The 12,899-nt window shown below is 49.0% G+C and carries 12 protein-coding genes; 4 read left to right on the top strand and 8 right to left on the bottom strand.

All coding sequences use genetic code 11. The features are described 5' to 3' along the window. Window positions 1-83: 83 nt before the first annotated feature. The 8 genes from RAC89_RS12115 to dnaA form a co-directional block, all read right to left on the bottom strand. Window positions 84-1,142, bottom strand: coding sequence for an HD-GYP domain-containing protein (locus RAC89_RS12115; RefSeq protein ID WP_306613766.1), 1,059 nt, complete (start codon window positions 1,140-1,142; stop codon window positions 84-86). A 148-nt stretch (window positions 1,143-1,290) separates the two neighbouring features. Then, on the bottom strand, window positions 1,291-3,780 hold the full coding sequence (gene gyrA / locus RAC89_RS12110) for a DNA gyrase subunit A (RefSeq protein ID WP_306613765.1): 2,490 nt from the start codon (window positions 3,778-3,780) through the stop codon (window positions 1,291-1,293). A gap of 146 nt (window positions 3,781-3,926) precedes the next feature. Next, entirely contained in the window at window positions 3,927-5,843 is a 1,917-nt protein-coding gene (gene gyrB / locus RAC89_RS12105) for a DNA topoisomerase (ATP-hydrolyzing) subunit B (RefSeq protein ID WP_306613764.1), read from the bottom strand. Window positions 5,844-5,869: 26 nt separating this feature from the next. After that, window positions 5,870-6,118, bottom strand: a complete 249-nt coding sequence (gene remB / locus RAC89_RS12100) for an extracellular matrix regulator RemB (protein ID WP_284643055.1) — start codon at window positions 6,116-6,118, stop codon at window positions 5,870-5,872. A gap of 81 nt (window positions 6,119-6,199) precedes the next feature. Next, window positions 6,200-7,309: a DNA replication/repair protein RecF gene (recF, locus tag RAC89_RS12095; protein WP_306613763.1), complete on the bottom strand. Its 1,110-nt coding sequence runs from the start codon at window positions 7,307-7,309 to the stop codon at window positions 6,200-6,202. Then, window positions 7,309-7,524 (bottom strand): S4 domain-containing protein YaaA, encoded by a 216-nt coding sequence (gene yaaA / locus RAC89_RS12090; RefSeq protein ID WP_284643051.1) that lies wholly within the window; start codon window positions 7,522-7,524, stop codon window positions 7,309-7,311. Before yaaA ends, recF begins: the two co-directional genes overlap by 1 nt. 19 nt (window positions 7,525-7,543) lie before the next feature. Then, complete coding sequence (gene dnaN / locus RAC89_RS12085; protein ID WP_306613762.1) at window positions 7,544-8,686, bottom strand: DNA polymerase III subunit beta; 1,143 nt, start codon at window positions 8,684-8,686, stop codon at window positions 7,544-7,546. A gap of 202 nt (window positions 8,687-8,888) precedes the next feature. Beyond that, window positions 8,889-10,265: a chromosomal replication initiator protein DnaA gene (gene dnaA, locus RAC89_RS12080; protein WP_306613759.1), complete on the bottom strand. Its 1,377-nt coding sequence runs from the start codon at window positions 10,263-10,265 to the stop codon at window positions 8,889-8,891. A 529-nt stretch (window positions 10,266-10,794) separates the two neighbouring features. Here dnaA and rpmH point away from each other — a divergent pair. The 4 genes from rpmH (at window position 10,795) to jag (ending at window position 12,864) form a co-directional block, all read left to right on the top strand. Next, entirely contained in the window at window positions 10,795-10,929 is a 135-nt protein-coding gene (gene rpmH, locus RAC89_RS12075; RefSeq protein WP_284643045.1) for a 50S ribosomal protein L34, read from the top strand. A 125-nt stretch (window positions 10,930-11,054) separates the two neighbouring features. Continuing rightward, window positions 11,055-11,420: a ribonuclease P protein component gene (rnpA, locus tag RAC89_RS12070; RefSeq protein ID WP_306613757.1), complete on the top strand. Its 366-nt coding sequence runs from the start codon at window positions 11,055-11,057 to the stop codon at window positions 11,418-11,420. 98 nt (window positions 11,421-11,518) lie between these two features. Next, window positions 11,519-12,250 (top strand): Vpu, encoded by a 732-nt coding sequence (locus tag RAC89_RS12065; protein ID WP_306613755.1) that lies wholly within the window; start codon window positions 11,519-11,521, stop codon window positions 12,248-12,250. Beyond that, window positions 12,247-12,864: an RNA-binding cell elongation regulator Jag/EloR gene (gene jag, locus RAC89_RS12060; RefSeq protein WP_284643041.1), complete on the top strand. Its 618-nt coding sequence runs from the start codon at window positions 12,247-12,249 to the stop codon at window positions 12,862-12,864. The genes RAC89_RS12065 and jag overlap by 4 nt, the downstream gene beginning before the upstream one ends. Window positions 12,865-12,899: the final 35 nt, after the last annotated feature.

The following is a 12,899-nucleotide window of genomic DNA, read 5'->3' as shown; positions in this document are numbered from 1 at the left end:
AAAGAAAAATCCTCGCCACCGGAGCAGCGAAGATTAATTTATCATAAACCATTGGAAGAGTCAAGCTGTAAGGATGAAAATCTCTACTGAAGCACTTCCTGAATATAAAGGCTCCTCTCGAGCGTGAGGTTAATTATTTTTCCGTTCACATTGACCCATGGTCTAGTAGGATTAGCTCGATCGGAGAATACAATCTCGCCAATCCGGTTATCGTTCAGCTTCACCAATGTTCCATTATGGAAGGAGGTCACCTTAGCGATAAACGTCTGAATTAATGCGGGATCCATCTTGCCGAACGCTTCGTTAAAGAGTTGCTCCAAAACCAAGTATGGAGAAGTACCTTTTTTGTGGAAGCGGTCTGTCGTCATCGCATGAAACATATCCGTGATCGCAATGATCTTAGAATATGGATGAATCTTATCTCCGCGGATTCCGAGCGGGTAGCCGCTGCCGTCTTCCCGTTCATGATGCTGCAGCGCGCTAAGCTTTACCCCTTCATTGATAGCCGGTACGGATTTGAGAATATTGTACCCGATGACGGTATGCTTCTTCATATCCTCAGTCTCCTCCAGGCTAAGCTTAGAAGGCTTAAACAGGATATTGGGATCCACCTTGGCATTGCCTATATCGTGCAAGAGTCCGCCTAAAGCAATCGGCATTAAATCCTTGGAGGGCACGTTGTGCCATTTAGCCAGGTAGTACGAGGTTAGACTCACCATAATGCTGTTGTGATAAATAAAGTCGCGAAGCTGAAAGCTTCTCGGGTTAAAGGTTAAAATATTATACGAGTCAATGTACTGAATCAACGATTCTAGCGTAGTTCGAATCTCTAGGATCGGCAGGTTGGCTCCGCCGGCATCCGCTATGGTAAATACCTTTTTCAACAAATGGAGCATTTTTTCATAGTGTTCATAGAAGGGAAGAATGCTCTTGGAGGCATCCTCTACCGGCTCTTGATTTGCCGCCGCCTCTTCGGGCTTCGATTCAATCGTTACAGACGGAATGAGAAACGCCCGAAGGATCTCCAAATCCCGCTCGCTAATTACCCGACCCTTAGTAAACAAAACATTATCGAATTTGGTGATGACATTCTCTACAATTTTTTCTCCGGCCTTTACCTGGGAAACGGGAATAGTCCTCATGTTATCCCTCACCTGTCCTTAACTTAGCTTGCATTAACTATAGGGGTTCTTCCGTCCGATTAGTCATACTTAAGACCTATATTCTTGTATTATAAACGAAAAAGAATGGGGATGTAAGCCCCCATTCTCCATGGTTTACTTCTTTTCTTTATTCTGTTTCTGTAGTGCCTTCAGACTCGCTGCCTTCCAGTTCTTCCTCATCGGAATCCGGTTCCTCGCTTTTATCTACACGAGCCAAAGTCGAAACTTCGTCTTCTTCTTTGATATTGATGAGTTTAACGCCCTGCGTATTGCGTCCCATGAGCGAAATCCCGGACATGCTTGTCCGAATTACGGTTCCCATCGCCGTAATAATCATCAGATCCTCGTCATCGTTTACAATCTTAAGGCCGACAACGGTTCCGTTCTTAGGCGTGACATTGAGCGTTTTGATCCCTTTACCACCGCGGGACTGAAGACGGTACTCGGAAATCGGCGTCCGCTTGCCGAAGCCCTTGGAGGTTACGATCAGCACGCTGTTATCCGGATGAACGACATCCATATCAATAACGGCATCGTCGTCAGACAAGTCGATCCCTTTTACCCCTGTAGCCGCGCGGCCCATCGGGCGCACTTCCTCCTCAGGGAATTGGATCGAGATGCCTTCCTTCGTTCCCATAATGATCGATTGGTGGCCGTCTGTAAGACGAACACTGATCAGATCATCATCCTCGCGAAGCGAAAGGGCGATCAGTCCGCCTTTGCGAATATTCGAATAGTCTTCAAGCGGAGTTTTCTTGACGATACCTTTCTTGGTTGCGAAGAAAAGGTACTTGTCATCCTCGAAGTTCTCCACCGGAATGACGGCATTGATCGTTTCGCCTTGTTCAATCTGGATCAGATTGATAATCGGCGTACCCCGAGCCGTCCGGCTGAGATCCGGAATCTCGTAAGCCTTAAGACGGTAGGCCTTTCCTTTGTTCGTGAAGAACATCAGGTAATGGTGTGTGTTGGTAACGAACAAATGCTCAACGAAGTCGTTGTCCTTCGTATCCATCCCGATGACACCCTTGCCCCCGCGCTTCTGGCTGCGGTAGGTGGATACCGGCAAACGTTTAATATATCCCGTATGGGTAATCGTAATAACGACATCGCTCTGAGGAATCAGATCCTCATCCTCAATGCTTTCACCGCCGTAGGTAATCTCGGAGCGACGGTCATCGCCGAACTTATCCTTAATTTCATTCAGTTCCGTACTGATGATGTCGAGAACAAGCTTCTCATCGGCTAGAATCGCTTTGTATTCCGCAATTTTCTTTAACAGCTCTGCGTATTCCTCTTCAATCTTGTCGCGCTCCAAACCGGTCAGGCGCTGCAAGCGCATATCGAGAATCGCCTGGGCTTGGTCATAGCTTAGGGTGAAGCGCTCCATCAAGCCGTCGCGTGCTTCCTCCGTTGTTCGGGAAGCACGAATCAGCGCGATAACCTCATCCAGGTGGTCCAGCGCAATACGTAAGCCCTCCAGGATGTGTGCTCGAGCCTCAGCCTTCTTCAGCTCGAATTCGGTCCGTCTGCGGATGACGACCTTCTGATGCTCAAGATAGTGATAGAGCATTTCCTTCAGGTTCAATACCTTCGGCTCGCCATTGACAAGTGCCAGCATAATAATCCCGAAGTTGGACTGCATCGCCGTCTGCTTGTAGAGATTGTTAAGCACGACATTCGGATTCACATCGCGGCGAAGCTCAATGACAATCCGCATCCCGTTACGGTCGGACTCGTCACGCAAATCCGTGATGCCGTCGATTTTCTTCTCGCGAACCAGCTCGGCAATCTTCTCAATCAGTCGGGCTTTATTGACTTGGTACGGCAGCTCATACACGATAATACGCGCCTTGTTATTGTTCTCTTCAATCGTTGCCTTAGCGCGCATAGTTACGGAGCCGCGGCCGGTTGCATAAGCTTGCTTAATGCCTTCTCTTCCCAGAATGAACCCGCCCGTAGGGAAGTCGGGACCCTTGATTGACTGCATTAGGTCAAGCGGAGCAATGTCCGGGTTTTCGATCAGCTGCTGAACCCCGTTAATGACTTCGGTTAAGTTATGAGGAGGAATGTTCGTTGCCATCCCTACCGCAATCCCAGACAATCCGTTTACCAGCAGGTTCGGAAAACGCGCTGGCAGAACGACGGGCTCTTGTTCTTCGCCATCATAGTTAGGAGCAAAATCAATAGTATCCTTGTTAATGTCGCGAAGCAGCTCCATCGCAATCTTGGAAAGTCTGGCTTCGGTATAACGCATCGCCGCAGCCATATCGCCGTCAATCGAACCGAAGTTCCCGTGGCCGTCGACAAGCATATAGCGAAGTGAGAAATCCTGTGCCATCCGCACCATCGTTTCGTACACAGCAGAATCCCCGTGAGGATGGTACTTACCGATGACCTCGCCGACGATTCTCGCGGATTTCTTATATGGCTTGTCCGGGGACATCCCCAGTTCTGACATGGCATAAAGAATACGTCGGTGAACCGGCTTCAATCCGTCACGAACATCCGGCAAAGCACGGCTGACGATGATACTCATGGCATAATCCATAAAGGACGTGCGCATCTCCGAGCCGATATCGATTTCTTTTACTTGCGAACGCGGTTCTTCTGACATGGTTACCTCCTTCAAGCTTTCGTAAGCTAGCACTACTACACAATGAAAACGATAAATCTATGAGTACAGACGTAAACGCACGAAACTGCCGGTGAAAGATAGATGGCTATCCCACCAGCAGATGTCTGCGTCTTCATTCCAGCTGTTTAAATGTCCAAGTTCTTAACGTACTTCGCATGCTCTTGAATAAAATCACGACGTGGCTCTACGGCATCGCCCATCAACGTATCGAACAGATCGTCAGCAAGCTTCGCGTCCTCGATCGTCACTTGCAGCAGCGTTCGGCTCTCCGGATCCATCGTTGTCTCCCACAGCTGGGACGGATTCATCTCTCCAAGACCCTTATAGCGCTGGACATTCACTTTGGAGCCCTCGCCGAACTCCGCCATTATCGCTTCTCTCTGCTTATCGTTATAAGCGTATCGAATCGTTTTGTTGCGCTCCAGCTTGTAGAGCGGCGGCTGTGCGATATAGACATAGCCGTACTCGATCAGCTTGCGCATGTAGCGGTAGAAGAACGTGAGCAGCAGAGTCCGGATATGGGCACCGTCCACATCCGCATCAGTCATGATAATGATCTTGTGGTAGCGCGCCTTCGAAATATCAAAATCATCCGCAATCCCCGTACCTAGGGCTGTGATAATGGCGCGAATTTCCGCGTTGGACAAAATTTTGTCCAACCGGGCTTTTTCTACGTTCAAAATCTTACCGCGCAACGGGAGAATCGCTTGGAAGTGCCGATCGCGTCCTTGCTTGGCTGATCCGCCAGCGGAGTCACCCTCAACGATGTACACCTCACTTATCGAGGCATCCTTGGAGGAGCAGTCGGCCAGCTTCCCTGGGAGGGAGCTTACTTCAAGTGCGCTCTTGCGCCGCGTCAGCTCACGAGCCTTTCTCGCCGCTTCACGGGCACGCTGGGCTTGCACACCCTTCTCTACGATTTTCTTCGCAATCGAAGGGTTCTCATCCATGAATTCCTGCAGCTTCTCGGCAAACAGGGATTCGACGATCCCGCGCACCTCGCTGTTGCCGAGCTTCGTCTTAGTCTGTCCTTCAAACTGCGGCTCGGGAATTTTCACGGAAATGATCGCTGTCAAGCCCTCCCGCACATCATCCCCGGAAAGGTTCGAATCGCTGTCCTTAATGGCGTTATGCTTACGGGCATAGTCGTTCATAATACGGGTCAATGCGCTTTTAAAGCCCGATTCGTGCGTGCCGCCCTCATGAGTATTAATGTTGTTGGCAAACGAATAAATGTTCTCGCTATAGGAATCGTTATATTGCAGGGCAATCTCCACCTGAATGTGATCCTTCGTCCCCTCCGTATAAATCGGCGGTTGGTGCACCACTTCCCGGTTCCGGTTCAAATATTCGACGAATGAGATGATCCCGCCCTCGTACTGAAAGCTTTGGGACTGTTCCGTACGCTCATCCGTCAGAACGATCTCGATGCCCTTGTTCAGAAAAGCAAGCTCGCGAATGCGCCCTTGCAGCGTATCGTAGTCGAATTCCGTGGTCTCCGTGAAAATCTCATCGTCCGGCCAGAAGGTAACGGTTGTCCCCGTTTCATCCGTCTCGCCGATCACCTTGATGTCGTATTGCGGCACACCGCGGTGATACTCCTGCTGATGAATCTTTCCTTTGAGCTTAACCTGTACGACGACCTTCTTGGATAACGCGTTGACAACGGACACACCTACGCCGTGCAGTCCGCCGGACACCTTATAGCCTTCGCCGCCAAACTTTCCGCCTGCATGAAGTACGGTGAGTACAACTTCCAGAGTAGACTTCTTCAGCTTCGGATGTTCGCCGACAGGAATGCCCCGGCCATTATCGACAACCGTAATGCTGTTATCCTTATGGACGGTTACTTGAATTTTGGTACAATAGCCGGCTAGCGCCTCGTCGATACTGTTATCTACTACTTCCCACACCAGATGATGAAGACCGCGGGCGCTCGTGGAACCAATATACATCCCCGGACGTTTCCGAACGGCTTCCAGGCCTTCCAACACCTGAATCTGACTTTCATCATATGTCGCAGCATTAGGATTGACAGACATCTTGACACCTACTTTTCTTGATCAATCTAGTTTGTTAACAGCTGATGGGCTCGTTTCTTCAGAGTCATGGAGGAGATGGGAGAATAATAGACCTTCGTCTGCGTTACGACGAGCGACTTGCTTTCCTCCTCGCCGATGACCTCCACCCGCTTTTCTTTATTGGCATACGTGATAAATTGCTTCGAGACTTTTGAGGATTTTTCGATAGATAAGTCAAAAATAGCGACAAGCTCTGAAGCGCGAATAATCTTTTCTCCGCCCAAGTGGATGAACATCCCGTTCAGCTCCTTACCCGTCAGACGATCTATGATAAAAGCTACGCTCGTACAAGTCCGGGCGTAAGCCTTGGTGAACCATTACACGATACTGCCGCTCTTCACATGAATGACTGAGGCGCTCTCCAGCTTGGAAAGATCGATCCCCTCAATGCCGGTTGTCGTGATGAAGGTTTGTACCTTGTTCTGAAACGTCTCGATTAGCTGCGTCTGGCGGAAGCGGTCCAGCTCCGACAAGACGTCGTCAAGAAGCAGCAGAGGGTATTCCCCGACCTCCTCATTGATAAGCTCGATCTCCGCCAGCTTCAAAGACAATGCCGTTGTCCGCTGCTGTCCCTGGGAGCCGAAGGTTTGCACTTCCTTCTCATCAATGAAAAAGCGCAGGTCATCGCGATGCGGGCCGACAAGGGTGACGCCGCGGCGCAATTCCTGATCCTTCACCTGTGTTAACTTTATCATAAATTGGTCCAATAAAACAGCTTCATCTTCCGTCTGCGCGGCCGGCAGAGAACTTTCGTAAGCGATTCGAAGCGTTTCTTGTCCGTTCGTAATGCCGCTATGAATCTTTTCCGCCCAAGTTTGCAGCTTCTTAATAAAGCTTTGACGCTTTTTCATAATTTTAACACCAAACTGCGCTAATTGTTCATTCCATACCTCAAGAAGGGGGGCTTTGCCGCCGGGAGAAGCGTACAGCTGCTTTAAATAATTGTTTCGCTGCAGCAGGATTTTGTTGTACTGCGTCAGGTCGTAGAGATAGGCAGGGTGCACCTGGCCGATCTCCATATCGAGAAACCGGCGGCGTACACCCGGGGAACCCTTGACGATCTCCAGATCCTCCGGAGCGAACATGACGACATTCATAGTACCGATGAAGTTGCTTAATTTTCTCTGTTCGAGACCGTTGATCTTGGCCTTCTTCCCTTGCCGGGTGATGGACAGATCCAATTGAACGTTCCCGTAGCGCTTGACAACTTCAGCGTGCAGAAGCGTATGGGGGGCATCCCACCGGATAAGCTCCTTATCTTGATGGGTGCGATGGGATTTGGTTAGCGCCATGACGAAGATGGATTCCAGCAAATTCGTTTTCCCTTGCGCGTTAGGTCCGACGATAATGTTCACCTGGTGGTCCGTTGAGAATTCCACATGTTGATAATTGCGGTAATGCTGCAGGGACAGCTTCTTCAGATGCATTATTTGCGCACCACTTGAAATTGTCCACAGCCTTCGACCTGGATGACATCCTGATCTCTCAGCTTGCGTCCGCGGCGGTTGTCGGCTTCCCCGTTAATGATGACCTCGTTTTCCTGTAAAAAAGGCTTCGCCATGCCGCCTGTGGAAATGCAGTCAGCCAGCTTCAAAAACTGCCCTAGGGTGATGTACTCCGTATCGATTTCCACTTTTTTCATGTTGGCATCCGCCCTTCCATCAGTTTGTCGTGCGATATGGCAGGATCAGCTGCAGCAGGCTCGACTCCTCATCCGGACGGATAATGATCGGCTGCATGGCGCCTGTAAATCCGATTTGGACCTGCGCGCTGTCCATAACCTTCAGTGCATCAAGCATATATTTGGAGTTGAACGAAATACGGAGCAGCTCTCCGTTCAAGCGCGACACGACCAATTCCTCCGTTACCTTCCCAAGCTCGGAGGAGCTGGAAGAGACCTCTATGGACTGGTCATCCCGCATAACAAGCTTCACGATATTCGTCTTCTCCTCGCGGGAGAGTACGTATGCTCTATCGATCGCATCGGCCAGCTCCTGGGTGCCTACGGCGAGCTCCGTTTGGAACGACTGCGGAATCAGCTTGGAGGTATCCGGGTACGTGCCGTCCAGAATCCGTGTATAGAAAAGAATCGAGCTCATCTTGAAAAGCACCTGATTATCCGCGAATACCACGTCAATCAAGGTATTCTGGTCAGGCAAAATTTTGGAAAGCTCGTTCATCGTCTTCCCTGAAATGGAAACATTGTTAAGCGAAAAATCCGCATCTACATCGATGTTCGTCTCCCGGCTGGCAAGGCGATGCCGGTCGCACGCGGTAAATTTCAGCTTTCCGTCGGAGATCGTCCACAAAATACCAGTCAAAATCGGCGTTGCTTCATTCGTCGATACGGCGAAGGCCGTTTGTTTGATCATCGTTTTCAAAAGGTCGCTCGGAATTTGGACACGGCGGTTCTCTTCAATACCCGGCATAATCGGATATTCTTCCGGATCGAGACCCATCAGCTGGATCTCTGCCGAACCGGAGCGAATGATGGTTTGAAAATGATCCTTCACTTCGATCTCGATTTGCTGCGCAGGCAGCTTACGAATGATTTCAACGAAAAATTTAGAAGGGAGAACGACGCTGCCTGATTGCTTCAGCTCGATCACGCGAATATCGTTCTTCTCCATAGGAATAAAGCTTTGGATTGAAATGTCCGTATCGCTGGCGGTTAATGTCATACCTGTGGTGTCTGCATCTATTTTGATTCCGCTCAAAATGGGAATTGTCGTTTTGCTCGTAATCGCTTTGGAAACATGCGAAATGGATTCATTCAAAAATTCCTTCAGTACGGTTAATTTCATACTTTCACTCCTACTGGTTCTAAAATGGACAGACCTCGCATATATATCTACATAATACCTTTTTTTATTTAGTAATAGTAGTAGGGGGCCGGGATATGTGGATATGTGCATGAAACGCGCAGAAAGAAAGCCTATCCACATGTGAATAGTTTGTGCATAGGCTCCCCTTTATGCAGATGTAGATGGCTGCTCGTTTCGGCCGCTACATCGTCACGTTTTTAATTTTTTCGGTGATATTTTGTAAAATTTTAAATAATTCCTGATCGTTCTTTAATGCTACGGAAATCTTCTCATGAGCATGGATCACCGTCGTATGATCTCGTCCTCCGAAGGCCTCGCCGATCTTAGGAAGTGAGAAGTCCGTCATCTCTCTTGCCAAATACATGGCGATTTGCCTCGGATAGGCAACGGATTTGGTTCGTTTCCTCGCTTTGAAATCCTCAATCTTCAGTCCGTAGAACTCCCCGACCTTCTGCTGAATATCCTGGATCGTAATGACCTTAGGACGGCTGCTTGGAATAATATCCTTCAGCGCTTCAGCTGCCAGATGCGAGGTGATGTCTTCATTGATCAGCGAAGAATAAGCCACAACCCGAATCAAAGCGCCTTCGAGCTCACGAATGTTCGAATCGATCTGATTGGCTATGTAGACCATCGCCTCATTCGGAATATCAAGGTTCTCGGCCTTAGCCTTCTTGCGCAGGATGGCGATCCGCGTCTCCAGATCAGGCGGCTGAATATCCGTAATTAAACCCCATTCGAAGCGCGATCTGAGCCGTTCCTCCAATGTCGGTATTTCTTTCGGCGGCCGGTCACTGGAAATAATGATCTGCTTCCGTTCTTCATGCAGCGCATTGAAGGTATGGAAAAATTCCTCCTGCGTTTGTTCTTTTCCGGCCAGGAACTGAATATCATCAATGAGCAGGATATCGATGTTGCGGTATTTGTTGCGGAAGCTTTCCCCGCGATTGTCGCGGATGGCGTTAATAAACTCGTTGGTGAATTTCTCGGAAGAAATATAGAGCACCTTCGCACTAGGATTATGCTCTAGCACATAGTGACCGATCGCATGCATCAAGTGCGTTTTCCCAAGCCCCACGCCTCCATAAAGAAAGAGCGGATTATACGCTTTGGCCGGCGCCTCGGCGACAGCAAGCGACGCTGCATGAGCGAACCGGTTGCCGGATCCGATGACGAAGGTATCAAATGTATATTTTGGGTTCATCATATGACTAAAGGGTTCTTCGCCCGCTGCGGGAGCAGCAGCTTGCTTGGCCGGCTTGGAGGGCTGGGGGGCGGGAGCCGATGAGGTCTCTTCCTTCTCATCTTCCGACTCTATAATAAAGCGCAGCTCCACCTGCTTGCCGTTATACTCGAGAATCGCATCTCTAATGAGCTTCGTGTAGCGGTTCTCCAGCCATTCTCTCGCGAAATTGTTGGGGGTGCAGATGACGACCGTCGTATCGGTGAACCGGGCCGCCCTTGTGGAAGTAAGCCACGTTTCGTAGCTTGGTTTGCTCACCCTTTTTTGAATAATGGATAGTACCTGCTGCCACTGGTCGTTAGGATGGCTTTCCACAATCTATTCACTCCTTCAGAAAAATAACCGGTGTGGCGGAACCCGTGACCTTGTAGAATAAAACGGAAACTTGTCGATAAGTATCCACAATATGCAGAAACTTGGGGAAAATTCTATTCAGAGGGTCGGAAAATTGTTCACAAAGATATCCACAGGCTGTTGATAAAGCTGTTGACGAATTTCGATATCCACAAACGAAAACATACTCATAATAACAAAAAAGACCCTGCTCCGCAACGGAAGTTTTGGATTTATCCACAAACCCCATAGATTGTGCCCATAACTTATCAACAACACAAGATATTGTTTATAATCTGTTCACAGTTCGACAGAATCGGCGAAGTTCTGCCGTTTTTTTATTCACAGGCGATTTTGTCGATTTCCGCTTCTAGCATTTACCGTTTGTGGATAGCCGTTTTGCCCGCCTGCAGCGTTGACTTTTGCCTCTCAAGATGGTTTAATGTTAGAAGGTATTTTGGGGACCCAAGGACTCACAATGTAGATCGAATCCCTATAGGAGGTGCAATAGATGAGACCGACATTTCAACCGAATGTAAGGAAGCGCAGCAAGAATCATGGCTTCCGTAAGAGAATGAGCACGAAGAACGGCCGCAAGGTTTTGGCTGCTCGTCGTCTTAAAGGCAGAAAAGTACTGAGCGCGTAAAATGAAAAGACCACATCAGGTGGTCTTTTTTGCTTATTATGGGCAAAATCGTTTAAAATCTCATGGAAACGTGCAGGATAGGTAAGGATTTGCCGGATTCTGAAGGATATTGGAGCGTATGATCCGTGGATAAGAGTAATCGTTTAACGAAAAGGGAGTATTTCGACAAGGTATACCGATATGGCAAATCGGCGGCCAATCATCAGTTTGTACTTTATTATATGCCGCAGCCTGCCCAGGGCACGTTTCGACTTGGGGTTTCGGTCAGCAAGAAGCTGGGGAATGCGGTCGTCCGCAATCGGATCCGCCGGGTGATGAAGGAGATTGTACGACTGAATGCCGATCGCTTTCCTGCAGGATATGACTTGATTGTCATTGCCCGGAAGCCGGTCGTGGAGATGTCGTACCAGGAGCTCGAGAAAAGTATGCTGCATGTCCTGAAACGGGCGTCGCTGCTCGTACGTACTCCTTCTATAAAGACGAAAGAATAATTTTCTTTAGTGTGCCAGATATGATATAGTTGATAATTGGAAAAGACTCTTTTTATCCACAGCTTATATTTGTAGCGAATGCTTAGGAGGAACTCATTTTGACGCGTCGATTTGCAAAATATGTGCCGCTTTTCTCATTGCTATTACTACTTGCGGGTTGTAGTCCGGCGCTTACGCCGATCGATCCGAACAGCGGTGTGTGGGACAAGTATTTCGTCCATCCTTTGTCCGTCTCTATGGACTGGTTCGCCGATCTCCTCTGGGGGGAATACGGGTTAGCGATTCTCGCGGTAACCATCATTATCCGTCTTATTATTCTTCCATTAACGCTGAAGCAATATAAGAGCTCCAAACGGATGCAGGAAATTCAGCCGGAGCTGAAGAAGATTAAGGAGAAATACAAGGACGACGCGAAGAAGCAGCAGGAAGAGACGATGAAGCTGTTCCAGAAGGAAGGCGTCAATCCGCTTGCCGGCTGTTTACCGCTCGTTGTTCAGATGCCGATTCTGATTGCTCTTTATAACGCCATTATGCGTAATCAGCATATCGGGGAGCATTCCTTCTTATGGATGCAGCTCGGTACGAAGGACCCTTATTATATTTTGCCGCTGCTTGCAGCGCTCACAACGTTCCTTCAACAGAAAATGATGTCGTCCCAGATGAATCCGCAAATGCAAAGCCTGATGTTTATTTTCCCGGTGCTGATCTTCGTGATGGCCATGAACTTCGCTTCTGCGCTTCCGCTTTACTGGGTATACAGCAATATCTTCACGATCGTTCAAACTTATTTTATCTACGGACCTCAAAATAAGGGTGGCTTGACGAAATGAAGAAAATCGTGGTGACGGGTAAAACGATTGAGGATGCGGTTCAAAACGGCCTCCAGCAATGGAACGTTACCGAAGAACGAGTAAAACGGGTGGTGCTGGAGCAGCCGAGCAAGGGATTGTTCGGACTGTTCGGCGTTAAAGAGGCGAAGGTTGAGCTGGAGCTGATTCCCGATCCGATGGAGGAGGTTCATGCTTTTCTCCAGGATGTATTCCGGACGATGAATTTGCAGGTGCGCATCGATCAAAAGAAGACGAGAGACGGCATCGAGCTTCATCTTCACGGATCGGAGCTCGGCATGCTGATCGGCAGGCGAGGACAAACGCTCGATGCGCTGCAGTATCTGGTGAACATTGTCGCGAACCGATATTCCGATCATCATATGCGCATCCTATTGGATGCAGAGCAGTTCCGGGAGCGTCGAAAGAAGACGTTAGCCGAACTGGCGGATCGTCTTGCCGACCGGGTCATTCGTACGAAGAAGGAAGTTGTTTTGGAACCGATGTCACCGCAAGAGCGCAAAGTGATTCATTCCCAGCTTCAAAACCACGCCAAGGTACGAACCTTCAGCCGAGGGGACGAGCCGAACCGCAGAGTCGTTATCGTATTACGCTGAAACCACCGCAATGATGTCATGATGTTTATGACTCA

The sequence above is a fragment of the Paenibacillus sp. GD4 genome (assembly GCF_030846225.1).
Taxonomy (GTDB): Bacteria; Bacillota; Bacilli; order Paenibacillales; family NBRC-103111; genus Paenibacillus_G; species Paenibacillus_G silviterrae.
Note: the sequence above shows the minus strand (reverse complement) of the source record. Positions and strands in the feature narration are given on the sequence as shown.